The sequence below is a fragment of the Thermoleptolyngbya sichuanensis A183 genome, from assembly GCF_013177315.1.
In the GTDB taxonomy this organism is placed as follows: Bacteria; Cyanobacteriota; Cyanobacteriia; order Elainellales; family Elainellaceae; genus Thermoleptolyngbya; species Thermoleptolyngbya sichuanensis.
The window spans coordinates 607,579-634,219 of the sequence record NZ_CP053661.1 but is presented as its reverse complement, the minus strand read 5'-3'; the positions used below and the strand labels follow the sequence as shown (position 1 = coordinate 634,219).

Genomic DNA, 26,641 nt, shown 5'->3' with positions numbered 1-26,641 from the left:
GCAAATACCGGATCACTGCGTACCGCAAGTTGGCGCTGCATGGGCGATCGCCCCAATGCCAAAACCATACTTTAGCGAACTATCCCATCGGGCAAGTTTCCATTAAACTCTTATCAGGATTTGCATGGTAGCACTCGACACCAGCGGCAACACTACATCAGCAGGGACATCTGCCCACTATGCCCTCTTCTGTTTCTGTCTGCATTCCCACCTATCGCCGCCCCGATCTGGTGTGCGAAGCGGTGAGGTCTGCGCTGGAGCAAGGGTATCCCAACCTGGAAGTTTGGGTGAGCGATGATTCTCCTGACGACCTGACGGAGAAAGCGCTGGCAGACTGGATTGCCAACCAAAAGGTGCGCTACGTCCGCAACAAGCCCGCGCTCCGCCAGGCCAGGAACGTCAACCAGCTCTTTCATCTGGCCACAGGCGACCTGCTGATCTTGCTGCATGATGATGATTTGCTCGTGCCGGGGGCGATCGCCAAACTTGCGGCCTGCTTCGAGGCCGATCCGTCCATCAGCGCGGCTTTTGGCAAGCAGTATTGGATGGATCACCAAGGGCGTGTAGACCTTTCAGCCTCCTTGGCGCTAAACGCAAAATATCGCCGAGTCGCGGCGCGGGCGGGGCGGCAATCTTGCCCGATGGAGTCGGCGCTGGTGGCACAGTTTCCCAATGACGGGTTTATGGTGAAAACGGCGATCGCCCGTCAGGTCGGCTATCGGGATCGGGCCGAGGTGGGCAGCGCCTGCGACCTCGACTTTGGGCTGCGGCTGGCGGCAGCGTCCGAAGCGTTCTATTTTCTAGATGAATACACAGCCAGCTATCGCGCCACGGACGAATCCATCACCGCCACCCAAAACTATACGCACCTCACCTTTGACCTGCTGCGGCGGGTAAGCCTGCCGAGAGAACTGGAGCCAGTCCGCCTGGTGCAGTTGCAAAAATACGCTACCCCAGCGGTTAACTGCTGGCTCTCCTTGGGCGATCGCCTTTCTGCCTTGCAGGTCTATTGCTCAGCAGGCTACGGCTGGCGCAACCGACTCTCGCTCAAGGGGCTAGCACAGGGAGCGCTACTGCTCTGCCCGCCAGCCCTGAGCCGACGCTTGGTTGCACCCCTGCGCGGACTGCGAGATTTGCTCAGCAGCAGCCTCCCTTCCCCATCCCTCGCCCGGAAGTGCTAAGCAGACTGCAAGTCCGCAGACTGCAAACCCCCGACATCAGCCGCAAGTATTCGCCGCAACTATCCGCTGCAAGTATCCGCCGCAGGAGCAACCGTGCATCCTGATAGCGACTCCTAGTGGCGACGATCCGCAGCGTCAATCCTTAACCAAGACTTTCAAATCCTCAATCATCAGCGCCAGCAAATTCACGCTGTCAATCTCTGTCGCCACCCAAGCGTTCGCGCCCGGTTTCACCTTATGGCGATTGTCTAGCAGCGTCTTGCCCCGTGTCCATTGTCCCAGGATTTCGATTTCTACCTGCCCCCTGCGAAAGCGCAGCGTTTCGGGATAGAACAAATACGCCAGCGTCGAGGCATCATGCACCAAAAAGCCCTGCTGCCCCTCGGTTTCGCGAAACGCCAGCGCCGTGCCCACCATGAATTTGCACAAGCCCATCACAAATTTAGAAATCGGGCTGGTCGGCGCGACCTCCATCACCTGCTCTGCCATCGCTGGCGTAAACACCACATGGCGCGTCACGTCCAGCGGCAGCACGATCAGATTATCGCAGGTCGCAAAGACCAACTGCGCCGCCTCTGGATCGTAGGCAATATTGAACTCGGCTTCCGGCGTGATGTTACCTGGAGCCGCAAACGCGCCGCCCATGATGACGATTTCTTTTGCCAGCCTTAGCACACCGGGCGACTTTTTCTCGGCGGCGGCCAAGTTGGTGAGTGGGCCAATGGCGATGATCGTGATTTCTCCTGGAGCCTGCTTCAGTTTTTCAATTAGCACCTCGTCCGAATAGCGGGCCGCTTCATAGCTCTGGGCAGGTTCCGGCAGCGTATGCGAGAGGTTGCCCATGCCGTCTGCGCCGTGGATATCGCCCGCATCTTCGGCATCGCCCTCCGAACCGCCAATCACGCCCCGCGCCACCTCGACCGATTCATAGCCGCACAGCGCCAGCAGTTTCGCCGCCGCCGCAAAGGTCAGCCGTGCGTGGACGTTGCCATCTACTGCGGTCACAGCCACCAGTTCTGCGAGTCCCTGTTTAACCAGGCTCAGCAGCCAGAGAAACGCGAGGCTGTCGTCGCCGCCGGGGTCGGTGTCTAGAATCAGCTTGGGGGTGGAGGTTGCCATAGGGGTTCAGAAGGGTTCCAAAAGTATGCCAGTCGGATAGTTTTGACTGCGTTGGGCCGATGCAACGCCAAATTTGACTCCAAACCTACCAGAATTGCTCTAAGAGTTTTGTTGATCCACGGAAGTTTTTAGGTTTTGGGTTTTGGGTTTTGATTTTGGGTTTTGGATTCTGGGTTTTGGATTGCTGACGATAGTTGACGATAGTGATGGACGCGCTGGGTCAGGGACAAGGTTCAACTGCCTGTCTTCAATCCCTGGGTTCTTCAATCCCTGGGTTAAGTTTTGCGATCGCCCATAGTCATCCAGCAAAACCCTGGCGTAACGTGTGGACAGCCTGGATTAAAGCTTGGCTTCAAGCCTGGATTCAGCAGTTCACCCAGCATTCACCCAAGCATTTGAGGCAATTGCCCTATGCCCCGCCCCTCTGTGGTTTTGCCTTGCGATGACGGCGATCGCCATTTAACCAGGGCGATCGCCCCCGTGCATCAGCCAGCCGCCCCCGATTTTGAACGGCTGGTGCGGGATGACAGATCGACCGGCATCTCGCTGGAGAGCGCCCAGGGGTGTGCAGCACAGGCTCAGCAGGGACGTAGGACGGCGGTCTACGGCGGCGCGGCGGCAGCTAGAACCGCAGCGGCAACGCTGGCCACGCTCTTGCTGGTGGGGTCAGGTATTAACCAGGTCGTGCTAGCCCAATCAGTCTCCCAGTCCGTGCAGCCTGCTCGGAACACCCGCGTCACGCGCCAGGGCAATCGGCTGGATATCTCCGGCGGGCGGCGATCGCGCGATGGTCGCAACCTGTTCCACACCTTCCGCCAGTTTGGGCTGAGCCAGGGCGAAATTGCCAATTTCCTCTCTACGCGGGAGGTTCGCAACATCCTCGCCCGCGTCAATGGCGGCAGCGCCTCGCTGATCGACGGCATTTTGCGCGTATCGGGCAGCAATGCCAACCTGTACCTGATGAATCCGGCAGGCGTAATTTTTGGACGCAATGCGCGGCTGGATCTGGCGGGTTCCTTTACCGCCACTACCGCCAGCGGCATTGGCTTTGCCAACGGCTGGTTTAGCGCTGTGGGCGACGCGAACTACGATGCGCTAGTGGGGAGTCCACAAAACTTTGCCTTTGCCATGGCCCAGCCGGGGGCCATTGTGAATGCAGGCGACCTGGCCGTTGCACCGGGCAACCACCTGACTCTGCTGGGCGGCACTGTGGTCAATACAGGCACCGCCTCCGCGCCGGGGGGCATGGTAACGCTCTCCAGCGTACCTGGCCAAAACCGCGTGCGGATTAGTCAAGCGGGCAGCCTGCTCAGCCTGGAGATTCAGCCCAGTGCCTTTCGCAACGGCCCCAACCCGCTGCCCTTGACCCCCGCCAGCCTGCCTGCGCTGCTGACGGGCGGCAACGTGACCCACGCCACCGGGCTAACGGTCAACCCAGACGGCACGGTGTCGCTGACGGGTTCGGGGCTAGCGCTGCCCGCCGATCCGGGCACAACGATCGCCAGCGGGCGACTAGATGCCAGTTCCCCCCGTGGCACGGGCGGCGCGGTGAATGTGCTGGGCGATCGCCTCGCGGTCGTCAATGCCGAAATCAACACCAGCGGCGCGACGGGCGGCGGGCCAATCCAGGTGGGCGGCGGCTATCAGGGACGGGGAAGCGTGCCCAACGCCCGCCGCACCTATGTCAGCGCAGACTCCAGCCTGAATGCCGATGCGATCGCCACAGGCAACGGCGGCCCGGTCGTCATCTGGTCAGACGAGGCCACCGCCTTTTCAGGAACCATCCGCAGTAGAGGCGGCAGTCAGAGCGGCAACGGCGGTTTGGTAGAAGTGTCGGGCAAGCTCAGCCTGGGATTTGACGGCACGGTGGATGCCAGTGCGCCCAACGGGCGAGCGGGGACGCTGCTGCTCGATCCCTTGAACATCATCATCAGCGACCTGCCCAACTCTCCGGGGGTCGACGCTGCCCTGCCAGACATTTTTGCCAACGAGTTTCCAAACCAAACCATCAACGTCTCAGCCGATTCTCTGCTTAGTTTTGGCGGCGATATTATCCTGCAAGCCACCAACGATATCACCCTCATCGACGGGCTGGATTTGTTCCTCGACGATACGCCGGGCACCGGCACGATTCAGTTTGTTGCCGATGCAGATAACAATGGCGCAGGCAGCTTTAGCATGGGCACCAGCAATACCCTGACAACAGGGGGACGCAACTTGCTGATTTCTGGTGCATCGATTCGGGCCGGAAATCTCGACACGGGCGGATTTCTCTTTGAGACTACAGGTCAAATCAGCCTCCGGGCATCAGGCGACATTACCGTAGCACGGCTGAGTACGCAGAACTCGCTGGGCTTTGGCGCGGGCCCAGTAAACGTCATCAGCGAGTTGGGCAATGTCACGGTCGAGTCGATTGATACTCGCAGCATCCCAGGGCCCGAAATTCCGTCTGCGGAGGGCGCAGGCGGGAATGTCACGCTGAGGGGCGATCGCGTCCAGGTGACAGGCATTATTGCAGACGAGAGCCTGTCCGAAGCAACCAGTATCGCCACCCAGGGCAGCAACCCGCTGAATAACGGCACGATCACAATCACCCACGCAGGCGGCCCCGACAATTTCGATTTTGTGGTGGGCGTGGCGGGAACCCCCAACGGCACTCGCGGTAGCCTCTCGACCGGGAACAGCAGCATCAGCAGCAGCCAGTTTCCAGTCGAGTTCAACGGCAGCATCAACACAACCACGCCTGGAATCACTATTAATTCTGTCAACAGCGCCCCCAACCTTGACATTATCAATTCCAACCAAGGGGCGGGGCAGCAAGGGCAAACGATTCAGATTTTGGTCAGTAACTTAGGATTGTCGGGGAGCGATGCTGACCGAGATACGATTGGTTTTCAAATTGCGGCGATCGCCCCCGGAGTCAGCATCACCCGCGACGGGTCGCCCGTTGGCGTGGGAACCGTGATCAGCCCCAGCGACAGTCTAGACGTGACGCTGCCCAACACGGGCACGGATCTGACTTTTTTGCTAGATGTGTTTAGCGTCGTCGCAACCGACCCCAATGGCCAGGGCGGTGTCCTCAGTCGCTCCCCCGCTCGCCCGGTGCAGGTTAGTGTCCAACCCAGGCCGAATAATGGCGGTAATGGTGGTGGTAACGGCGGCGGTAACGGCGGCGGTAATGGCGGCGGTACGGTACGTCCGCCTCAGCGCAACAGCACTGACAATGAATTCAACGAGGGCGAGGACGACTTTGGGGACGGCTTTGAGGACATCGGCGTGATTGGGGAACCCTGGTTTCCTAGCATCGAACCCGATATCTACTACTTTGAGGATGAATTCAGCAGCGAGTTTATTGAATTTCTGGGACTAGAGGCGACGCGGCCGCTGTCGCTGGCCGATGGACGGGCGATCGCCTATGCCATCGAACAGGCCACCGGAGTCCGCCCTGGTTTCGTTTATATCAGCTTTGTGCCACCCCAGTCGGGGCTTTTGCGCGAAAGCGTGCCACCCCAAGACACCGATCAGCTTGAGCTAGTGGTCGTCACGTCCCAAAATAACCTGATTCGCAAGCGCGTCGAGGGCGCAACCCGGGCCCAAGTGATGGCGATCGCCCAGGAATTTCGCAACGAAGTCACCAATCCCGCAAACGTGCTGAACACCCGCTACCTGCGGTCGTCCCAGCAGCTATACCAATGGTTTGTCGCGCCCATCAAAGCCGAGCTAGACGAGCGCGAAGTCGAAAACCTCGTATTCTTGCCGCCGGCCGGTCTGAGAGCCTTGCCCTATGCCGCACTCCACGACGGCGAACAGTTCCTAGTGGAGCAATACAGCGTCGGCCTCATGCCCAGCCTCAGCCTCACCGACACACGCTACGTCGATATTCGCAACACCCAAATGCTGGCAATGGGCGTGTCCAAAAGCACGCAGGGTCAGGCCCCCCTGCCGTCGGTGCCAGTCGAGCTAAACGCGCTGGTGCTAAAGCTTTGGCGCGGGCAGATTTTTCTAGACGAGCGCAGCACCCTAGCCAACCTCCGCGCCGCCCGCCAGCAGCAGCCCTTCGGCATCATTCACCTCGCCACCCACGCCGACTTTGTGGCAGGCAACATCAGCGCGTCCTACATTCAGTTCTGGGATGAGCGGCTGGGGCTGGATCAGGTGAAACAACTTGGCTGGAACGACCCACCCGTCGAAATGCTGGTGCTGAGCGCCTGCCGCACCGCGTTGGGCAATGAACAAGCCGAACTGGGCTTTGCCGGACTGGCCGTGCAAACGGGCGTAAAGACCGTCGTCGCCAGCCTGTGGTACGTCAGCGATGCTGCCACGACTGCCCTGATGACCCGCTTTTATGAAAACCTGGCCACCTCGCCGATCAAGGCAGAGGCGCTACGCCAAGCCCAGGTCGCGATGGCGCGGGGCGAAGTGGGCATCGACGAAGCGGGTCGCCTGCGCGGACTGGGCAGAGTCGGCGACCTGATCTTACCCGCCAGCAGCATTAGCGAACTGCGTGGGCAAGCCCTGTCTCATCCCTACTATTGGGCCGCCTTTACGATGATCGGCAGTCCCTGGTAGCAAGGTAGATTTACGATTTGCAGCAGACTCCGGCTAGTTCTGCTTCAGGCTGCGCGGCATGGTCGATGTCGATTGCCAGACTCCGGCTAGTTCTGCTCTAAGCTGCGCGGCATGGTCGATGTCGATTTGCCGTTGCGGCGCACCACGGTAAATTGCTGCAAGGGCGCAAGCTCAATGCCGCGTTCATAGCACTTGCCTTGAATATTTCGCCGCAGATCGGACTCGATGATTTCGTCATCCCGAAAGTTGTTTGTGAACACGTTAATTTCGTAAATCACACACTGCTCTGCGAACTCAATGTTCCGCACAAACGGCTCTGGTTCGGGCAACACGTCCTTCGTCTCTTTGGCTGCCTCAACCAAAATTTCGTAGGCTATTTGCCAGGGCACATCATATCGGAAACCAACTTCTACAAACACCATTGGCGGCTCGTCTTCTTCGTTTCTCATCGAACCGCCTTGGCGAAAATTGGTCACCGTCGTACCCAGAACTTCTGCATTGGGAATACTGGCGTAATAGTTTTTGTCAGTGAGGATTCGAGTCACCAATAGCCCCTTTTCAACCACTGTCCCCGCCACGTCACCAATTTCCACTTCATCACCGAGCTTGAAGGCGCGAGTATAGGTCAACAAGATGCCTGCGATGATGTTAGCAATTGCTGAACTAGAACCCAGCGAAATCAGAATACCCAAGAAGATTGAAATGCCCTGAAAGGCATCGCTGCCCGCTCCTGGCAAGTAGGGAAATGCAATGACTGCAAACAGCGCCAGAATCAGAATTTGGGCAATGCGCTCGGTGGGAATCGCCCAATCTCGATCAAAGCCTGGAATGCTGAGATCGCCCTTGTCTATTTCAGAGAAAACAAATCTGGAGAACCGCATTAAGTAGATAGCGGCATATCCTAAGATGACCAGAAAAATCAGCTTGGGCAGGTATCCCAGAAAGCCAAAAAATAGTTGACTGAAAACCGAAAAAATAGACGAGAAAATGCCGATCGAAACAGATTGCGTTGCCGGAAAAAACGAGAGAACCGTATTGACAAAAATCGAGATTAGCGTCAGCAGCACTATGATTTTAAGCAGCCCAGAGAACCGAATTAGATAGTTGGTTAACTGCTGTGCAGATAGAACTTCTCGCCTGCCCAAGTGCAGAGTGCGAATGCGAAATCGATCGGAAGATTCTATCTTTTGATCAATCCCCTTAAATAGACGATTAATCAGAGAGAACAGCAGCGCGAAGATGAGCGTGGCGATCGCCGTTTTGCCGAGTCCTGCTAATAGCTTTTGGGGCGATCGCGTGTTGCGATACTCAATCACGCCGTCTTTAATTTCTTCAAGATGCTGTCGCGCTAGGGCTTCTCGCGACATCTCAGCAACATTTGCATCTGCTTGGGTAACAGCTATCAGCAAATCTTCGCCTGCCAGAATTTGCGTCACTCCATTATTGGGTAGATCATTCAACCGAAAATCTTCTAGCGGAATCTGAGAATTCGTTGCCGCCGACCGAATTGCTCTGGAGGCTTCGGCGGCTCGTTCCGCGCGGGATTTTGTGCCGATCGAGGCTTCCACGTTAAACAGGGTTTTGCCGCCCAAGGTCACGGCTGCACCCTGAGGCACTCTAGACGCATCCTGTTGCCCAGTCTGCGGCTCGTCCGCAGGTTCCTCTGCTTTCGGCTCTGATCTGGGCGCAAAGATTTCTAGACCATCAATCTCCAGCGCATGGCTCGATGCATGAATCAGATGAACAGGCGCAACCTGACTATCAGCCAGCGGACTACTCGCCAGCGGACTACTAGTTAGCAAACTACCAGCCAGCAAACTGGGAGCAGCAGCCCAAAGCAGCGTTAGAAGCAAGATGCTAAGCGCTTGCATCCCAGTTTTGAGCCAAGAAGATCGGGCGTGCGATCGCCCGTTCCATGAACCCATTTTCCTAGAAGCGCTCCAGGGTTTCTTCCTTAAAGTCAGTTTTTGAAACAAACTTAAATTTCGCATCTGAATCGCATTTTGATGAAACAACCAGGCTGTAAATTCAAAAAAGTATTCTAAAAAGCCAGGGATAAAAACAACTTCAATACGGACTAGAACCATACAGACTAAAACTTTGACAAAATATCCTCTTTAGCCGCATCTTATGCAACATAATTCTGTGCAACATCTGCTGTAACATCTGCAACATCAAGTTAACCTTCAGAACCTTCCAAATCGCCCTGAAGTGTTACCTGGATTACATCAATCGCTCACAGATTGCGCGTTTAGGGATGCCCTGAGTCACGTCTGGGTTCAGTTTTTGTAGTGTATCAAGTTATTATGCTGCGCGATCGCCTCCTGCCAATTTTACTAACCGCGCTGACCAGTCTTTTGTTTGCAGGCAGCTTCATTGCTGGAAAATTTACAACAGTTGAACTCAGCCCCATCTTGACAACGTTGCTGCGTTACCTGATTGCCCTAGTCTTTCTCTCTAGCCTGCTGATTCACTACAAACAATCATCGCTGTTTGTGCAAAAAAAGGATGTTTTCCTACTGGCATTGCTGGGCTTATTCGGCGTGGTCGGCTATCACTTTTTCTTCTTTCTCAGCCTGCGCTATACGGCGATCGCCAACACTGCCATCATCAACGCCTTCAATCCTGTCATCACGGGCATCGCGGCGGCGCTGTTCCTTCGAGAAAGGCTGACGCTGCAAAACTACTTCGGCGGGGCGATCGCCCTGGTGGGCGTGCTGGCGCTGCTGTCCAAAGGCGACCTCGGCAACTTGGTCAAGATGCAAATCAACCGGGGCGACGGGCTGATGCTGTGCGCGGTGCTGAGTTGGGTTGTGTACTCACTGCTGATCAAGGTGCTGAGTCAGCGCTATTCCGGCTTCACAGTCAGCTTCTATGCAGCCGGGTTTGGCGTGATCTGGCTATTGCTGCTGAGCCTGCGCGAAGACTGGGCCACGGTGGCGCGGCTCTCTCCAGCGGCGATCGCCTCCCTCAGCTACATGGGCGTGGGCGCATCGGGCCTGGGCTATTTTCTCTACAACCTCAGCGTCAAAGCCATCGGCCCCACCCGCGCCTCCAGTTCGGTCTACAGCCTCGTTCCCATCTTCGTAACGCTGCTGGCCTTTGCCTTCTTTCGGCAGCCCATGACCGTCCTGATGCTGTTCAGCATGAGCCTGATTATCCTGGGGCTGCATTTTGCCCTGAAGTCTCAATCACGCAGCTGACTGGCGAAACTGCCCCGTGCCCCGGAGCGCGTCCAGAAACACAAACACAGCGGGCGGATGCAGCACGTTTGCCAAGACCGCAGCACCGATCACCCGCTCCAGCGGCACCGGGAGCGATCGCACCTGCACGCCATCTGGAATCGGCAGCGCCGCTAGTCGGGGCAAAATCGCTGCGCCCAAACCCTGCGCCACCATGCTGACAATTGTGGAATCTTCTTTGACCTCGTAGGCGACCCGCAGCGTCTGCCCCCAGCGCTCCCAGTGATCGCGCACGGCAGAGGTACATTCGGCGTAGTTGTACAAAATAAACGACATCCGCGACAGCACCTCCCAGGTGATCGGCTCCGGCACAGATCTGCGGCCAGGCGGCAGCAGCACCACAAACTCATCTCGCCCGATTTCCCAGGTGTCGAACTCCTCAGACCGGGGCAGTGGCACCAGCCCAATATCCACCGCACCTTCTCGGAGGGCCTGCTCCACCGCCAGCGGGTCGTCTTCCGTCAGCGTCACTTCGATCTGAGGAAAGCGCTGGCAAAACTGGGCAATTCGCGGCGGCAGCAGGTGGGTCGCCGCACTGCGAAAAGAAGCCAGCCGAACGCGCCCGCCCTGCAACCCCCGCGCCAGGTTCACTTCATAGTCAATCCGTTCTCGCGCTTGCAAAATCTGCTGCGCCTGCACCAGCACCCGCTCACCAAGCTGCGTCGGGTGTGCCCCAAACCGTCCGCGGGTGAGCAGCGACACGCCCAATTCCTCCTCCAGCGCAGCGATCGCCCGACTCACAGAAGATTGCGACACATCCAGCTTGAGCGCTGCGGTCGAAAAGCTGCCCAGTTCGGCCACGGTCACAAACACGCGCAACTGGTCAATGTTCATAAAAATTCGTAAAAGTTCACGAAAACCGTCCACCGCTCTGCCCCTAATCTGACACACGGTGAAATGGTATAGCACGGGAAATTTGACACATCCATCCGCTTTTTGCATAGATGCAACCCGCCTTAAGTTTTGTATCTGTCAAAAGCCCTGCGTTAGGGTAGCCGAAACGCAGCGTTGCAATGCAACAGCCCTTCTTCATCGCTAACCCACCATGTTTGACCTGATTTCCTACCAAAAATTCCGCGATACGCCCAGCGTTCGGTTTTTCGACATCACCATCGCTAATTCCAACGCCCGCGACCTCGTGTTTCATGAGGGCCCCGCCGTCAGCCCCAACAACAGCGACGACGGACACTGGCAGTTTTACATGCATCCCAACCAGGAAGACAACTTGCTGGCGCTGTCGGGGGGGCGCACGTTCTATCTGGTGAACTTTTCCTGGGATTACCCATTCCATATCGTGCGGCTAGAGGCCAACGGCGAGATTTTGCGGATTCCGCCGGGGACGTTTCACCGCTCGGTGTCCGATCCCAGTGGCTCCCTCGTGCTAAACCAGGCCGTGCGAACCGCCACTGCGACGGTGGAGAGCGAGTTTCGGGTCTACAACAGCGGCGATATTCCCCGGCTACTGCGCGTCACGTCACAGTCTGCACCACCCCCCAGAATGCACGGCTTTGACCGGGTGCAACTGCGGGTCGCCTAGCTCAAAAGGCGACTACGGCTACTGCTATGACCACTAAGGGCGATCGCGGCTGATGTGTTGCCCGTGGATATTGACCATGTAGGGCACGATGTAGGTAAACAGAGCCGCAGCCCAGCGATCGCCACTCATCCTCTGGTTCACAGTTGACTTTGATTGAACCAGCCTCAAGTCATCAGTTCACTATGCACCGATACCAAATGCTCAGCCAGCTTGCTGAGGCGCGACTCTAGGTCGTTCTTGCGGGTCACCAGTTGGCGCACCTTCTGGCAGCGGGCGATCGCCAGACTCACCTGGGGCACGCGCTCCGGCGGGCACTCCCGCGACCACACCTTACCGTCTGCATCCAGCCCACAGAGCCGATAGCCCGCTCGCGGAGACTTGTGAATCATGCCATCGGGCGCAGCGTCGCAAATCGTTTCCACATAGCCCATCAGCGCGTCGATTTCTGCATGGCGGATAAACTCGGCCTCTGGCGGCGGTGGGGTGGTGGGCTGCGACTCTAGCCAGCCGTCGATAATCGGTCCCTCCATATGCAATTCTTGAATTTCAAGCTGAAGCCGCTGGAGTTCTCGCTGCCAGCTCAGCAGCGTGCCCTCGATCTCCCGCAAAATGCCCAGCGCCAGAGCGGGGTCTGTGGCGTGGCGCGGCGCAGCTAGGGGCGCAAACGGAAAACCCGGCAGGTCAGGCGTAGCAGGCGCGGCGGGTGATGAACTGGTTTGAGCGCGGGTCGGGGAAATGGGCGCAGACCCGCTTGAGGAGGCATTTGGGGACACAGTGGGCGCAAGTCCCTGGGAAAGGCGGGAAGAAATGGTGTAAGAAACCGTCGGCGCAACAGGATGGGGGCTGGGGGCTACGGCGGGGCGATATGGCTCCGCAACGCCAGCGTGACCACCCTGTGATGTAGACGGAAGCTTGCCGCCAAACGGTAGTTCTAGCAGCACGGGCGCGGCGGGCTGGGTCGCAGGTTGCGCCACCGATTGCGCGACCGATTGCACTACAGACTGCGCCACCGATTCCGCTTCTGGGGAAACCGTGGACTGCGCCCCTGGCTGATCCGCTCGTGGTTCTGCCTCTGGCAGCGTGTCGAGCTGATTCAGCGTGGCTTCAATCCGTTGCAGTCCAGATTTCATAATGGGCGGGGGGAAAGCGGCTGTCGCCATTCTATCGAGGAATTTTGGCAACGGAATATGCTAGAAAGATTCTTCGCAACGTTTGCACCCTTTTTCTCGCGTTTTTCCGTCCTCTCATCGCAGAGAATATGCCCATTACGCTGATCACGGGCCCTTCTCGCTCCGGCAAGAGCGAATGGGCAGAGCATTTAGCGCGATCGCACGCCGGTTCCGTGATCTACGTTGCTACTGCCCAGCGCCGTGCAGACGATGCCGAGTGGCAGGCCCGCATCGATCAGCATCAGCAGCGTCGCCCCGCCGACTGGACGTGCCTTGAGGAACCCGTGGATCTGGCTGCCCTGCTGGCGACTGCCGCTGCTGGCGAGTGCTGGCTGGTGGATGCCCTGGGAACCTGGCTGGCAAATGTGTTGGAGCAAGACGAAGACACCTGGCAGAGTACGGTTGCCACGCTGCTGGCTGTGCTGCGATCCAGCCCTGCGGAGCTGATCTTGGTGGCGGAAGAGACGGGCTGGGGCGTGGTGCCGGCCTATCCGCTGGGGCGCATCTTCCGCGATCGCCTTGGTTCTCTGACCCGCCGCATCGGGGCGATCGCCCAGTCGGTCTATCTGGTCACGGGCGGCTACGCGCTAGATCTGACGCAGCTTGGGGTGCGGCTGCCGGAGCCTGATGGGGCAACCGAGTGATTGTTAGTAGGATCATCCCGAAAACCTTAAGGAACGCTTCGGTTTTACGACTCCTGTCGGCTGATGGATGCCGATAGGATGGACGTATAGAGACAATGGAATTCAGGCAACTAAGGTCAGGCCATTAAGGCCATTAGTGCATTAAGGCCATTAGTAACTAAGGCCATTAGAATCGCAGGCTACTTCATCCAGTCGGGGCGATCGCAGTTTCAAGGACTTTGCCCCAGGAGGGCGCTATGGCTTCTCTCGAGCAGGTTAGAGATTATTTGGGTTCCTGGTTTCAGCTTGGCAAGCGCGTAATTCTTCCGGGCAACGCAGAGCCGCTGCTGCCCAAAACCGTGTTGCAGGGCGATCGCTACAGCTACGACTTTGCCCTCGCCTGGAAGATCCTGATGCAGCATGACCTTTCTCAGTGCTATCTGGAAGGCACGACGCAGAGCATCGCTGACCTGCTCTCGCCCGCCTGGGTGATCGAGTCCTGCGCCCGCTGCAATATGCCCGTGCCGATGCTGGATCTGGGACAGCGCAAGGAACTTTCCTGCCCCTGCTCTGATCTGGAACTGTGGCCCAATACGGAACTGCCGTCGCCGCGATCGCCCGTCAGCAGCCAAGATCAGCTTGAGCAAATCCGCGATCGCCTACGGCAAAACACCCCCAAATCCCGCCGTTAGCGTTTCGTTGCTACTGAATAACACTACCAATTACCGATATTAGCGATTATTAGCAATTATTAGCGATTAAGAGATGCAGGCAAAATCCGATAGGATTGCCCGAAACCGATGTCTTCCCCTGCCGCCCCTCCCCCTGCTACATATTTTCCGTTCGCCGACGGGCGCTGGCAGATGCGGCTGGGGCTGCGATCGCTCTCCCTCGACCACTGGATAGAAATCGACGACCAGTACGAACGCTACTTGCAACGGAAGCGCGAACTGCTGAGTGAACGCCATGCAGAAGTCTTTGCCGCACTCCCCGGCAGCGAAGCAGCCCAGCAAGACGTGTTGAATTTACTAGCTGATCATTTACCGCGGCGATTTCCCCAATGGTTTACCCGGATGGGCGATCGCCTGATCAACCACCTCACAGGCGAAACCTGGACAGTGGGCGACGGAGGCGATACAGATCCGCAATCCTGGCGCGAGTGTCCGCTGGATCTGGCGGGGCGCTGGGTGCAGGAAGATCTGCTGGTGCTGCTGCCGTCGGCGGAGGGAACCTATCGCCTGGTGGCAGGATCGCTGTGCTTCCCGCTCTACTGGCGCTTGGCCGATAAGCTGGGGCGACCGCTGGGGCAGATTCATGCGCCCGTTCCTGGCTATGACAAAACGCTGGAGCAGCCGATGGATAACTTCTTTGCGCGGCTCCAGCCCAATCATCCCGGCTATCGGTTTAACTGGAGCATTGTCGATACGCCGGAGCTATTTCTGGGCGTTCAGCGGAGCCATCCGGTTCCAACCGACCTCACGCCAGACAACGCGGGCGATCGCCTGTGGATTCGGGTAGAGCGACAGACCGTGCGGCGCTTGCCCCAGAGCGGCGGCGTGCTGTTTACGGTACGCACCTATACCTATCCGCTGGCCATGTTGCAGCAATACCCAGAAGCAGCGGCGGGGCTGGTCAGGGCGATCGCCCAGATGCCGCCCGATATGCAGCGCTACAAGAGCCTCGCGCCGATCCGTCCAGCCATCGAGGGCTATCTACAGGGCAATCTCTGGGGATGGCAGATCCGCCCAGCACAGGCGACAGACATCGAGGCCCTGTTTGACATCCGCACCAGCGTTGTGGAAAATCACCAGTCCCGCGAGGAAATTGCCGCGCTGGGCATTACGCCAGCCTCCGTCGCGCACATGCTAGACACCGACTGCTGCGCTTGGGTTGCCGAGATGAATGCCGAAGTGAAGACCAAGATGAATCCTGGCAGCCCAAACCCGCCCGCGCACCGTCTAGCCGGGTTTGCCATTGCCAATGCCACCGAGAAAACGATCTTTGGGCTATTTGTGCTGCCAGCCTATGAAGGACACGGCATTGGGCGATCGCTCTTGCAGGCAGCCGAAGACTGGCTGTGGTCGGCAGGGTGCGCGGAAATCTGGCTAGTGACGGGCAACGACCCAACCCTGCGGGCCTACGGGTTTTACCTGCACCTGGGCTGGACGGCGGTGGGGGTTGAAACGGCGGGCGAGTTTCAGGGCGAAATGCGGTTCATCAAGCGCTCTCCGAAGCAGGCAGGCTGATTGGAGCCTGTTTCTTCGCTGGGAGTGCCTTTGTCATAAAAGCACTGTTGGGATCATCCGCATAGTCGGCAAAGGGTCCGCACGGCTCGAACCCGTAGCGGGCATAGAGCGATCGCGCCGCAGCAAATTCCGCCAGTGCCCCCGTTTCCAGATACAGACGGCCATAGCCCCGCCGCTCTGCTTCCGCGAGAATATGCTCCAGCAGCTTTGAGGCAACGCCCTTACGATGGTATGCCTGAACCGTCCGCATGGACTTGATTTCACCGCTGGTGGCATCCAGGTGCCTGAGTGCGCCACAGCCCACCAGTTCGTCTCCCTGCCACGCACTCCAGAAGGTGATGTCAGGCGATCGCAGCCGTTCCAGATCCAGCGCATGAACACTCCCTGGCGGCGTAATTTCGTGCATATTATCCAGATGCTCTTGCAGCAGCGCCGCAATCTTGTCGCTCATCAAATCATCTTCCCGAATTTGCACAATTTCCCTCTTCAGCACTGGTTTTATAGCAGGAGTCAGGAGTCAGGAGTCGGGAGTCAGGACACAACGTTAAGCTGCTCAGAGCCAACCAGATTTCTTGTTGACCTAACTTTTCCTTCGGCTGCTGCACAATAAATTTTTTCTAAGTCTAGCCAGCAGCAACGATAAAAGCGCAACGCGAAACCCCTTACGCTGTCTCAACTCTCCTAAATGCTGCCACCAATGAAATTGCTGGAAGCCTCGCAAACGCCCGACTTGCAATCCAAAATCGCCAATCCAAAATCCAAAATCAATATTAGGGATAGGATCGCAGCAGCAAGAGCATCTGGCTAGATTCCTAACCCCTGACCCCGAACCCCTCCCATGCGGCACACCCAGATTCAGCAGTTTGTCGTTTCGGCCAGCCAGATGGCGGCCATCGAGTCGCGGGTGTTTGCGGCGGGGATGCCCGTGGCGGCGCTGATGGAAAAGGTGGCGGGGCTAATTACCCGGCGCGTGTGTGAGCTGTATCCCGATGTGCGAACGACGTTTGGCATCCTGGTCGGGCCGGGGCACAATGGCGGCGATGCCCTGGTGGTGGCGCGGGAACTGCATTTTCGCGGCTATGGCGTGAAACTTTTTGCGCCCTTTGCCAGTCTCAAGGAGCTAACGGCTCACCATGCCCGCTACGCCGCCAGTTTGGGCATTCCCCAGGTGGCGCTGGCTAATTTAGCCGATTGCACCGTGCTGATTGACGGATTGTTTGGCTTTGGGCTGACGCGGCCGCTCTCTGGCGACATCGCCGCCGCCGTTGACCGGATTAACACCTGGCAGAAACCCGTGCTAAGTATTGACCTGCCCTCTGGACTGCACACCAACACTGGCGCGGTGCTGGGAACGGCCGTGCGGGCAACGCGCACCTTTTGTCTGGGGCTGTGGAAGCAGGCGTTTTTGCAAGACCAGGGGCAAGACTGGATCGGGCAGGCGGAACTGATCGACTTTGACCTGCCACTGGCGGATATCGTCGAGGTGCTGGGAACCCCGCCTGATCTTTGCCGTATTACGCCGCAACAGGCGATCGCCGCTCTACCCATTCCCCGTTCCGTCACCACCCATAAGTATCGCGAGGGGCACTTGCTGCTGGTCTGCGGATCGCGGCAGTATGCGGGGGCGGCCCTGCTGGCGGCCCAGGCGGCCCGGGCCAGCGGCGTGGGGATGCTGTCGGTGGCCGTGCCAGAATCGTTGCGGCTGATGGTGGTGGCGCAGGTGCCAGATGCGCTGGTGTGGGGCTGTGGGGAAACGGACGATGGGGCGATCGCCCAGTTGCCTGAAGACCTGAACCTGGCAGACTACGCGGCGATCGCCTGCGGTTGTGGGCTGACCCGCGAGCCAGTGAGCCTAGTCAAGCAACTGCTGGAAGCAGCCACGCCGCTGCTGCTGGATGCCGACGGGCTGAATATTTTGGCGACGCTCGACCCAGTTCCCACGCTACGGAATCGGCCCGCCCCAACCGTCCTCACGCCGCATCCGGGCGAGTTTCGCCGTCTGTTTCCCGATCTGGGGGCAGCGTCGGGCAGGGAGGAACAGAGCGATTCGCAAAACGATCCCTGCGGGAATCGCATCGACGCAGCACGCCGCGCCGCCCAGCAGTCTGGGGCGATCGTGCTGCTGAAGGGCGCAAAAGTGGCGATCGGCACAACCCAACATCCGGCTGTGTGGCTGAATCCAGACAGCACGCCTGCCCTGGCGCGGGGCGGCAGTGGTGATGTGTTGACAGGGCTTTTGGGGGGGCTGCTGGCCCAAGCAGCACGGCGGCATCTGCCCCTGGAGCCAGTCGTAGCCGCCGCTACCTGGTGGCACGCTGCCACTGGGCGACTCGCCGCCGCCGCCCACAGCGAACTGGGCGCAGATGCCAGCACGCAGATCCGCTATTTGCCGCGGGTATTGCAATCGAACGATTTTAACGATTCTAGCGATTTTGGATTTTAGGATTTTGGATTTTAGTTTGACAATTCCAGCGATTTTGGATTTTAGATTGGCGATTTTGGATTTTTGGCAAGCTTTTCAGTCCGCACGTCTCACGCCCGGCCGCCGGATACCTGCTGCGTACCCTGCGATCGCCCGCTCCGTTTAGATTCCTCAAGCGCCGTTCTGTCAAATGCTACACCCTCAAACTGGTTTGCTTCGGCTGTTCCAAAATGCGATGAGGCAGACGCGATTCGCAAAGCGATCCCTGCGGAAATCGCCGCACCCAACCCCACGACATCGAGCGATTCGCGAAGCAATCCCGACGGGAATTGCCCTGGCGCTGGCCCTCTTGGGCGGGCTGGCGATGCCGCTGAAGGGTTTGGCAACCCGCCTTGATGCAACCCATCTCGATGCCCGACCAGGGGCAGAACCCAGCACCCGCCAAGCGCCTGAACTGGCGCAGCGAATCCTCATCCGGCGGCGGGGCGATCGCCCTGATCACGATGAGCGCGCTCCCTACGACTGGCGCGACAATGCGGACTGGCGGGATGACTATCGGCACGATTCGCGAAGCAATCCCTACGGAAATCGCCTGCCCCGCTGCTATCCGGGCTACGACTGCCATCCCCGCTACGACTATCGCCCGCGTCGCCGACCAGAGCCGCCCAATCCTCTGCCGCTGGTGTCTACGCAAGACTGCACCGATCTGACCGTGATGGCGCGACTGTCCTATATGTGGGATGCAGGCAGTTCCCTCAGCGATGCCGTCACCGGAGCGCAACTGGCGGTATGCAGCAGCGGCGGCGTAGCCACCAGTCTTAGCCGCTGGGGAAATGGACAGGTTGCTCGCTTTGGCAACGGCTGGAACTATCCCAACGGCGTGGCGGGTCGGTTTGGCTCGTCCTGGCAATATCCCAATGGGCAACTGCTCATGTCTGGCTCGTCCTGGTTTTATCCCAACGGGCGATCGGCTCGGTTTGGCGCAAACTGGTTCACGCCCAGCGGCCGCCCAGTGTCGCAGCAGGAGTTGCTGAGCCTGGCCTGTGGTCAGTTGGGGACGCGGCAGTGTGGCGATCGCCTCCAGCAGGTTCCGGCAAGCTCCGGCTTTTGGTATGACCTGACGGTGGTTGAGCTAGCGTGGCTGTCGGGTCGATAATCTGGCTTGCCACACCAGCGCAAAACCCTCTAGAGTGAAGGGTGAAACCTTTGCTGGTTGAGCCGATCCCCCTAAATCCCCCTTGATAAGGGGGACTTTGAGCCTAACCCCTAATCCCCAACTTCTAACCCCTTGGATCTCACCGCTGGTTCCCAAGCTGACCGTGATCAGGAAAAGGCCATCCGACGGCGATCGCTGCTCAAGGCCCGTCAGACGATGCATCCTGATCTCTGGCGAGAAAAGAGCGATCGCCTCTGTGCCCGGTTGCAAAGCTGGGAGGGATTTGCTCAGGCGCGGACGGTTCTCGCCTATTTCAGCGTGCGCCAAGAGCCTGACCTCAGCCCGTTGTTTCATCTGCCCAAGCGCTGGGGCTTCCCCCGCTGTGTTGAAAAAGAGATGGTCTGGCATCGCTGGTCGCCCAATGGAGCCGGGATGCCCCGTGCCTACCCGCTGCAAACGGGCGCGTTTGGTATCCCAGAACCCCATCCCCTATCGCTCCAGCTCAGCCCAGCAGAGGTAGACCTGATCCTGGTTCCGGCGCTGGCCTGCGATGTGCAGGGCTATCGACTGGGCTACGGCGGCGGCTTCTACGACCGGATGCTGAGTGCGCCCCAGTGGCGGGGCAAACCCACAATCGGCATTGTGTTTGAGTATGCCCGTGTGCCCCGCCTGCCAAGAGATCCCTGGGATCGCCCGCTACACGGCATCTGCACCGAAACAGGGCTATTCCTGGCAGACGGCTAACGGAACGGGTTGCGTTGCATCAGAACGCTAGATCCCTTGGGCAGCAAGCTGCTGTTCCGGCAACTCGACCGACTCGCCCACAATCTTGCGGAACTGTTCCCCATCAATGGTTTCCTGCTCTAGCAAAATCTCTACCAGCTTGTCTACTAAGGCGCGGTTTTCGCGGATGAGGCGACGGGCCTCGCGGTGGCAGCGGGTGGCAATATCCCGCACCTGATGGTCGATCTTGACGGCAATTTCTTCAGAATATTCCGACCGCGACATCAGATCTCGCCCCAGAAACACCTCATTGTTGCCGCTTTCCAGCGCAAAGGGGCCCAGGTCAGACATGCCGTAGCGAGTCACCATTTCGCGGGCCAGGTCTGCCACCACGCGGATGTCGCCGCTCGCGCCGACTGTCACCTCCGGATCGCCAAACACTTCTTCCTCGGCGGCGCGGCCGCCCAGCGCAATGGTGATGCGGTCGAGCAGCCAAGCGCGGGTGTAGAGGCCGCTGTCGATCATCTCTTCGTTGAAGGTCTGCTGGGCAAAGCCGCCCACGCCGCCGGAGCGGGGGATGATGGTCACTTTGTTCAACGGATCGGAGTTTTTCAGCAGGGTCATCAGCAGCGCATGGCCGACCTCGTGATACGCAATCAGCCGCTTTTTCTTGCTGTCGAGCAGCGGCGTTAGCGTCATGCCCGTGGTGATGCGGTCGATGGCATCGTCGATTTCCAGCGCCGTGATTTCTTCCTTGCGGCGACGGGCGGTGAGGATGGCGGCTTCGTTCAGCAGGTTTGCCAGGTCGGCCCCAGAGAACCCTGGCGTGCGGCGGGCGATCGCCTCTAGCGATACCTCCGGCGACAGCTTCTTGTCGCGGGCGTGGACTTCCAGAATGCCTAACCGACCGTTGTATCCGGGCAAATCGACCTGCACCTGTCGGTCAAAGCGGCCCGGCCGCAGCAGCGCAGAATCCAGCACGTCAGGACGGTTTGTGGCGGCGATGATGATGATGCCCGTGTTGCCCTCAAAGCCATCCATCTCGGTGAGCAACTGGTTCAGGGTTTGCTCCCGCTCGTCGTTGCCGCCGCCGATGCCCGCGCCGCGCTGCCGACCTACTGCGTCGATCTCGTCGATAAAGATGATGCAGGGCGCGTTTTCCTTGGCTTTTTTGAACAAGTCGCGGACACGGGATGCACCCACCCCCACAAACATTTCCACAAATTCTGAGCCAGAAATGCTGAAGAAGGGAACGCCTGCTTCTCCGGCGATCGCCTTGGCCATCAGCGTTTTCCCAGTCCCCGGCGGCCCCACCAGCAGCACGCCCTTGGGAATCTTCGCCCCCACAGCGGTAAAGCGTTCCGGCTTCTTCAGGAAGGTCACCACTTCTTGCAGTTCTTCCTTGGCCTCTTCGATGCCCGCTACGTTGTCGAACGTCACGCCCGTCTTGGCTTCCATCATGAAGCGGGCGCGAGACTTGCCAAAATTCATTGCCTGACCAGAGGCATTGCCAGAGCGGCGCAAAATCATCAGCAGCCCCGCAATCAGCAGAAACGCCAGCAGCGCATTGGTAATAAACCAAGACACCGCATTGCTGTCTGCCGAAGACTGGGCCGCAACATCGACTTTGTTATCTCGCGCCGTTTCAAATAGCGCCTGGTTATCGCCTGGATTGCTGAAGAGAATGACTTCCTGTGGCGTATTGCTGCGATCCTTCAGGTAAACCTGCGCCACACCCCGCGCAGAATCGACCTCGATCCTAGACACCTGCCCTGCTTCAATTTTTTCTATCAGCCCCGTGTAGCTGAGGCGTTCCGGGGAACGGGCCGTGCTGGTTTGCGACAGAGCGGGCGGAGCGACCAGCACGGCTTGCAGCGCCAGCCAGACCGCTGCCACTGCACCTGTCGCCGCGGTACGGACAGTTCGAGTAGTGCGGGTGCGGGGTAGGGAAGTGTTTGGGGTCAGCGGGCGGGGTCGAGAATCACGCATACCTTAAGCTTTCAGTCGTGCCAGAACACAGGATCTTTGGATAGCACTAGTGTAACTTGCTGACTCAGCAGCGGGTGTGGTTTCAGCCTGCGGCCTTACAATTCGGAGCAGGCTGGACTGAAACTTTACGTCCAGTTCACAGGCTGCTGAACCTCTGATTTATCAGGGGATGGGTCGGGCTAGAGAGGAGAAAACCCGGATGAAAGCTGTACTGATGACTGCGCCAGGTGTGCCGGAGGTGCTGCAACTGCGCGACGTTCCTGAACCCCGCCTGACGAGCGATACTGCGCTGCTGGTGCGCCTGAAGGCGGCAGGCGTGAACCCGATTGACACAAAGCTGCGGAAGCGCGGCACGTTTTACCCGGATCAGATGCCTGCAATTTTAGGCTGCGACGGGGCGGGGGTCGTTGAGGCAGTTGGCGCTCAGGTGAAACAGTTTCATATTGGTGAGGCGGTGTATTTTTGCCAGGGCGGGCTGGGCGGAGCGCCGGGAACCTACGCAGAATTTGCCGTGGTAGAAGAACGCTGTGTTGCGCCCAAGCCCGCCACGCTGAGCTTTGCCGAAGCGGCTGCTGCGCCGTTGGTCTTGATTACCGCTTGGGAAGCCTTGTGCGATCGCGCTCGGCTCCAGGCGGGGCAGACGGTGATGGTGCAGGCGGGCGCGGGCGGCGTGGGGCATGTGGCGATTCAACTGGCGCGGCTGATGGGGGCGCAGGTTTACACCACCGTTAGCACTGAGGAAAAGTCGGCACTGGCGCGAGATCTGGGAGCCGCCGCCACGATCGATTATCGAACCACCGATCCTGTGGCTGAAGTGATGGCGCTGACCCAGGGCGCTGGGGTGGATGTTAGCTTTGATACGGTGGGCGGCGGTGTGCTGTCGCAGTGCTTCGCGATGACGCGGGTGTATGGCGATGTGGTATCGCTCCTTGCGCCCGATCCGCAGACGGATTGGAAGACGGCCCGCGATCGCAACTTGCGGGTCAGCTTTGAACTCATGCTCACCCCCATGCTCCAGGGCTTGGACTCTGCCCAAGCGCACCAGTCAGAGATTTTGCACCGCTGCGCCCAGTGGATTGACCAGGGCAAGCTCCGCATCATCCTCAGCCACACGGTTCCGCTGGCAGAGGCAGCAGCGGCGCATCGGCTGCTGGAAGCAGGTTCCTGCCTTGGAAAGATCGCGCTGGCGATCGCCGATTGAGGCCCCTGCCAAAACCCCGTGCCGCGATTCCAATCCCGCCTCCAAAATCCCCCATCCAAAGTCCCCCAGGACTGACCCGCCTGCAATGATTTTTCTGAATCTTGGAGGATTTCTCGCGGGCTGCGCCCAGAGCAATCCTCCAAATGCACAAGCCCCAATGCAAAATCTAAAAGTCCCAATCCAAAATCTTTTGCACAAGCCCCAATCCAAACTCTAAAAGTCCCAATCCAAAATCCTTCTACTGGGCGATCGCCCAATCCAAAAACCGCTCCACATGGTAGAGCGCAATCTGGCCACCAATGCCCCGAAAAATCACATCGAAGGCGTGTTCTGCCCAGGGCAGGCGGATCAGGGCGGCGGTGTTGCCATTGGCGCGGAGTGCTTGGTAAAGCTGCTGGCCGAATTCCGGCTTGACCACATGGTCGCGATCGCCGTAGATCAGCAGCACAGGCGGCAGACCGGGGCGCACATAAGTAATCGGCGAGGCGGCGCGATATTCGGCGGGTCGGGTGTCTGGCGTGCCGCTCAGGAAGTCTTCTAGCAAAGCGCGGGTGTTGATGGGGTCGGGGCGCGGCGGATTGCGATAACCCTCCGCTAGGTCTACCGGGCCGTAGTAGCCGACGATTCCCCGCACGGGCACGGCACCGGGCTGGAAGGCGACCAGGCTGGCCAGGTGTGCGCCTGCCGACCAGCCAAGCAGAGCAAGGCGATCGCCCGCAATTCCCCACGCTGCGGCCCGCTGGCGAATCAGTTGTAGCCCCTGCTGCACATCCTGAAGCTGCGCCGGGAAGGGATGCTCCGGCGCGTGGCGATAGTCCAGCGCGATCACCGTATAGCCCCGCGCCGCCAAGTATTGGTTGAAATGGGCATTATCGTCAGCATCCCCCGTGTGCCACGCACCGCCATAGAGCGCAACGATGGCCCCCATCGGCTCCGGTGGCCGCACCACAGGCTGATACTTCACCAGGCGCAGCGGCGTGCCATCCGCAGCAGCATACTCGATGGATTCAGCAGAAACGTCCGCCGGAATCGGAATGCCCAAGAGCAGGTCAGAAAACACAAATGGGCGCGATCGCCCGCGTCGGGATGCATTTGGGGACAGATCGTAGGAGTCTCCCAGGGCTGCTCGCATCGCCTGGTCTACCTGCTGCACCGTGCCCCGCAGTTGCAACAGCGGCAGGCTGCTGAGCAGGAGGGCAACTAGGCTGAGGGCGATCGCGCTGCGGGCCATGCGCCGAGCCGCAGGACGACGGCTGGCGGAAAAGAGAACGACTGCATCCAGCCCCACCTGCCCATTCACCAGCATCAAAAGCGGGCTGATTTCCGGCGCTCCCACCCCCAGCGGCAGCAGCGCAAAAGTCGGCGCAGGCACGACCGTCCACAGGCTGAGAAACAACCCCACCCCGCTGAGCAACAAGATCACCAAGCCTGCGACACGACTCATGGCGCAACGGGTTCCGGCGTAGAGACGGGAGCAGAACTGGCAGCAGACTCCAGCCAACGCCTAGCCCGCTGCGGCTGTCCCCAAATCACCCGCTCCTGTTTGTAGATCACTGTGCCGGGTCGTGCGCCCTTGGGTTTATACACATGACGCGGCTCCGTGTAGACGACGGGAACCTGCTCACTTTGGGCAGCGCGGCTGTGGTAAGCAGCCAAGTCAGCCGTAAATTGCAGGTCGGCATCCTCTGGCACTACGCCCGCCGGAAGCCGCAGCAGGACATGGCTCCCCGGAATTTCCTGACTGTGAAACCAGAGATCGTAGTCGGTCGCGGTGCGCGAGATTAGCTGGTCGTTCTGGTGATTGTTGCGCCCGATCAGCACCTCAAAGCCGCTGGGTGTGGTGTAGCGGCGGAAGTTCATGTTGGTTGCCGCAGTTCCTCGATAGCGCTGGTCGGGGTCATCGAGATAGCGCTGCTGGATGAGCTCATTGCGAATATCTTCGAGCGCGTCTAGGTCGTCTGGCAGGGTGTAGGTGTCTACTTGCAGGACGGCAACCTGCACCTGTTCCAGGTAGGTGATTTCTGCCTGCACCTCGGCCAGCAGCGGTTCAAGAGCCTGGCGTGATCGCCGCAATTTTTGGTGTCGCTTGTAAAGCGCCTGGGCATTCTGCACGGCGTTCTTTTCAGGATCAAGGGCAATGTTGACAGGTTCGCCCGTCTCAAAGTCCGCTAGCTCAATGGATTTTAGCCCCGGCTGCCATTCGTGCAGGTGCGCCATGAGCAAATCCGCCTGCGCCCGATAGCGATCGGCCTCGTTGGACTGGGCCAGCCGGGTCTGGAAATCTTCGGCTTTGGCGTAGAGCTTGTTGAGCAGATGGGTCAGCCGCTGGTTGAGCTGGTGGCGGAGTTGCGAGAAGACCTGGCGGTTTAGCTCGTCGGTGTAATAGCGGCTGAGCAGCGCTTGTACTGACTCAGCCGGAAGCGCATCGTCCCAGCCCAGCACGGTGTAGCCATCGGACAGCCAGCCGGGGGAAAACTGCTCGGTTCGCAGCGCCGTCAGCCACGCCCGCCAGCGATCGCCCAACCGTTCCCACTCCGCCAGACTCAGCGAATCTGTCTGGCGCTCCGGATCGAGTCCTGCCGCCGCAATCAGCCGCAGCACCAGCGCCGAACTCAGCCCGCGATAGGCCTTCAGCAAGTTGCGCTTGAGCGGGCCAGGAATCAGCGCCACCCGCTCCTGCCAGCGATCGAGCGGCTCCTCTAGGCTGGGCATCGATTCGGTCAAGCCGGGGGGAAACTCGTAGGGCTGTCCCGTCAGCACCGGGCGCACGCTGGACTGCTGAGCGCTGACCTGATGCGCCACGGTAACGATTTGATTGTCAGCATTTGTTAACACTACGTTGCTGTATTTGCCCATGATCTCCACATAGAGATGCCATAGAGCAGGGTCGCCGGGTCGTCGAGCAAACTGAAAATCTAGCACCCGCTCCCAGGGGGCGATCGCCTCTATCGCAACCAGCGCCAGTCCGCTAAGCTGATGCCGCAGTTGTTGACTAAAGGTGAAGGTGTCGGGGCCTTTGGGCGGCGGCGGGTCGATGCACACTCTGGCCGCTTGCGGATGCCAGGAGAGCGTAAGCCAGCCGCGCCGATCGAGCGTGCGGAGGCAGAGGGCAATCGTGTGGCGATCGCGCTGCACAACCTGCTCCAGCCGAGCCGGGAGCCAGGTCACTCGCAGTTCAGCGCAGGTCGCCATCAGAGTCGTGTAATCAACGGGTTGCACAGATTTTCTGGAGATCTACTTCTTTTCTTTCTATGAAGATCCGCATTCACCGAATTCCTGAAATCTATTTTTTATATGAAGAAATACTAGATTTTCTTAGCAATGGCGGATTTTCTTAGCATAGTTGGCGGATTTTTCTCTAACATTCACACTGTTGCAAAAAAACTCACCCAATTGGGTGAAGCAGGGTAAGTCAAGGTTCGTGCTACACAGAAATCACAGGTAGGCCCTGAGCTACAAAATTA

Annotated in this window: 20 protein-coding genes and 1 pseudogene; 12 read left to right on the top strand and 9 right to left on the bottom strand. The window is 59.0% G+C overall.

Going from position 1 to position 26,641, the window contains the following annotated elements; genetic code table 11:
• Nucleotides 1-179 precede the first annotated feature (179 nt).
• Nucleotides 180-1,181 carry a glycosyltransferase family 2 protein gene (locus HPC62_RS02785; RefSeq protein WP_172353652.1) on the top strand — a complete coding sequence of 334 codons (1,002 nt, stop codon included), beginning with the start codon at nucleotides 180-182 and terminating at the stop codon, nucleotides 1,179-1,181.
• Nucleotides 1,182-1,316: 135 nt separating this feature from the next.
• Here HPC62_RS02785 and HPC62_RS02780 read toward each other — a convergent pair whose 3' ends face one another.
• Nucleotides 1,317-2,300 (bottom strand): nucleoside hydrolase, encoded by a 984-nt coding sequence (locus HPC62_RS02780; RefSeq protein ID WP_172353651.1) that lies wholly within the window; start codon nucleotides 2,298-2,300, stop codon nucleotides 1,317-1,319.
• A gap of 411 nt (nucleotides 2,301-2,711) precedes the next feature.
• Between HPC62_RS02780 and HPC62_RS02775 the strand changes: the two genes are divergently transcribed.
• Complete coding sequence (locus HPC62_RS02775; protein ID WP_172353650.1) at nucleotides 2,712-6,869, top strand: CHAT domain-containing protein; 4,158 nt, start codon at nucleotides 2,712-2,714, stop codon at nucleotides 6,867-6,869.
• Between the two features lie 86 nt (nucleotides 6,870-6,955).
• On the opposite strand, the gene HPC62_RS02770 is transcribed toward HPC62_RS02775, so the two are convergent.
• Nucleotides 6,956-8,671, bottom strand: a complete 1,716-nt coding sequence (locus HPC62_RS02770) for a mechanosensitive ion channel family protein (protein WP_172353649.1) — start codon at nucleotides 8,669-8,671, stop codon at nucleotides 6,956-6,958.
• A gap of 489 nt (nucleotides 8,672-9,160) precedes the next feature.
• Here HPC62_RS02770 and HPC62_RS02765 point away from each other — a divergent pair, with 489 nt between their 5' ends.
• Nucleotides 9,161-10,072: a DMT family transporter gene (locus HPC62_RS02765; protein ID WP_225906728.1), complete on the top strand. Its 912-nt coding sequence runs from the start codon at nucleotides 9,161-9,163 to the stop codon at nucleotides 10,070-10,072.
• Here HPC62_RS02765 and HPC62_RS02760 read toward each other — a convergent pair.
• Nucleotides 10,061-10,945, bottom strand: coding sequence for a LysR family transcriptional regulator (locus HPC62_RS02760; RefSeq protein ID WP_172358750.1), 885 nt, complete (start codon nucleotides 10,943-10,945; stop codon nucleotides 10,061-10,063). The genes HPC62_RS02765 and HPC62_RS02760 overlap by 12 nt on opposite strands.
• A 211-nt stretch (nucleotides 10,946-11,156) precedes the next feature.
• Between HPC62_RS02760 and HPC62_RS02755 the strand changes: the two genes are divergently transcribed.
• Nucleotides 11,157-11,648, top strand: coding sequence for a redox protein (locus HPC62_RS02755; RefSeq protein ID WP_172353648.1), 492 nt, complete (start codon nucleotides 11,157-11,159; stop codon nucleotides 11,646-11,648).
• Between the two features lie 33 nt (nucleotides 11,649-11,681).
• On the opposite strand, the gene nrtS is transcribed toward HPC62_RS02755, so the two are convergent.
• Entirely contained in the window at nucleotides 11,682-11,789 is a 108-nt protein-coding gene (nrtS, locus tag HPC62_RS02750) for a nitrate/nitrite transporter NrtS (protein ID WP_205370357.1), read from the bottom strand.
• A gap of 23 nt (nucleotides 11,790-11,812) precedes the next feature.
• Nucleotides 11,813-12,778 carry a hypothetical protein gene (locus HPC62_RS02745; protein WP_172353647.1) on the bottom strand — a complete coding sequence of 322 codons (966 nt, stop codon included), beginning with the start codon at nucleotides 12,776-12,778 and terminating at the stop codon, nucleotides 11,813-11,815.
• A 128-nt stretch (nucleotides 12,779-12,906) separates the two neighbouring features.
• On the opposite strand from HPC62_RS02745, the gene cobU reads away from it, so the two are divergent.
• The 4 genes and pseudogenes from cobU (at nucleotide 12,907) to HPC62_RS24100 (ending at nucleotide 15,686) form a co-directional block, all read left to right on the top strand.
• Nucleotides 12,907-13,461, top strand: a complete 555-nt coding sequence (gene cobU / locus HPC62_RS02740; protein ID WP_172353646.1) for a bifunctional adenosylcobinamide kinase/adenosylcobinamide-phosphate guanylyltransferase — start codon at nucleotides 12,907-12,909, stop codon at nucleotides 13,459-13,461.
• A 236-nt stretch (nucleotides 13,462-13,697) separates the two neighbouring features.
• Nucleotides 13,698-14,132 carry a hypothetical protein gene (locus HPC62_RS02735; RefSeq protein ID WP_172353645.1) on the top strand — a complete coding sequence of 145 codons (435 nt, stop codon included), beginning with the start codon at nucleotides 13,698-13,700 and terminating at the stop codon, nucleotides 14,130-14,132.
• A 108-nt stretch (nucleotides 14,133-14,240) separates the two neighbouring features.
• Nucleotides 14,241-15,080 (top strand): annotated as a pseudogene (locus HPC62_RS24105) (heme-dependent oxidative N-demethylase family protein); the annotation flags it as partial.
• Nucleotides 15,081-15,179: 99 nt separating this feature from the next.
• Nucleotides 15,180-15,686, top strand: coding sequence for a GNAT family N-acetyltransferase (locus HPC62_RS24100; RefSeq protein WP_225910662.1), 507 nt, complete (start codon nucleotides 15,180-15,182; stop codon nucleotides 15,684-15,686).
• Here the strand turns inward: HPC62_RS24100 and HPC62_RS02725 are convergent.
• Nucleotides 15,658-16,137, bottom strand: a complete 480-nt coding sequence (locus tag HPC62_RS02725) for a GNAT family N-acetyltransferase (RefSeq protein ID WP_172358748.1) — start codon at nucleotides 16,135-16,137, stop codon at nucleotides 15,658-15,660. The two genes, HPC62_RS24100 and HPC62_RS02725, sit on opposite strands and share 29 nt — an antisense overlap.
• A 387-nt stretch (nucleotides 16,138-16,524) precedes the next feature.
• Between HPC62_RS02725 and HPC62_RS02720 the strand changes: the two genes are divergently transcribed.
• The 3 genes from HPC62_RS02720 to HPC62_RS02710 all read left to right on the top strand — a co-directional run bounded on the left by HPC62_RS02720 (nucleotide 16,525) and on the right by HPC62_RS02710 (nucleotide 20,008).
• The gene (locus HPC62_RS02720) at nucleotides 16,525-18,129 is read left to right on the top strand and encodes an NAD(P)H-hydrate dehydratase (protein WP_172353644.1); all 1,605 of its coding nucleotides are present in this window, start codon (nucleotides 16,525-16,527) and stop codon (nucleotides 18,127-18,129) included.
• A gap of 214 nt (nucleotides 18,130-18,343) precedes the next feature.
• Nucleotides 18,344-19,264: a hypothetical protein gene (locus HPC62_RS02715; RefSeq protein WP_172353643.1), complete on the top strand. Its 921-nt coding sequence runs from the start codon at nucleotides 18,344-18,346 to the stop codon at nucleotides 19,262-19,264.
• A 132-nt stretch (nucleotides 19,265-19,396) separates the two neighbouring features.
• Nucleotides 19,397-20,008, top strand: a complete 612-nt coding sequence (locus tag HPC62_RS02710; RefSeq protein WP_172353642.1) for a 5-formyltetrahydrofolate cyclo-ligase — start codon at nucleotides 19,397-19,399, stop codon at nucleotides 20,006-20,008.
• Between the two features lie 27 nt (nucleotides 20,009-20,035).
• On the opposite strand, the gene ftsH is transcribed toward HPC62_RS02710, so the two are convergent.
• Nucleotides 20,036-21,976, bottom strand: a complete 1,941-nt coding sequence (ftsH, locus tag HPC62_RS02705; protein ID WP_172353641.1) for an ATP-dependent zinc metalloprotease FtsH — start codon at nucleotides 21,974-21,976, stop codon at nucleotides 20,036-20,038.
• 199 nt (nucleotides 21,977-22,175) lie between these two features.
• On the opposite strand from ftsH, the gene HPC62_RS02700 reads away from it, so the two are divergent.
• The gene (locus tag HPC62_RS02700) at nucleotides 22,176-23,177 is read left to right on the top strand and encodes a zinc-dependent alcohol dehydrogenase family protein (protein WP_172353640.1); all 1,002 of its coding nucleotides are present in this window, start codon (nucleotides 22,176-22,178) and stop codon (nucleotides 23,175-23,177) included.
• A gap of 238 nt (nucleotides 23,178-23,415) precedes the next feature.
• On the opposite strand, the gene HPC62_RS02695 is transcribed toward HPC62_RS02700, so the two are convergent.
• Nucleotides 23,416-24,621, bottom strand: coding sequence for an alpha/beta hydrolase (locus HPC62_RS02695; RefSeq protein ID WP_172353639.1), 1,206 nt, complete (start codon nucleotides 24,619-24,621; stop codon nucleotides 23,416-23,418).
• Complete coding sequence (locus HPC62_RS02690) at nucleotides 24,618-26,396, bottom strand: Rqc2 family fibronectin-binding protein (protein ID WP_172353638.1); 1,779 nt, start codon at nucleotides 26,394-26,396, stop codon at nucleotides 24,618-24,620. The genes HPC62_RS02695 and HPC62_RS02690 overlap by 4 nt, the downstream gene beginning before the upstream one ends.
• Between the last annotated feature and the right edge of the window lie 245 nt (nucleotides 26,397-26,641).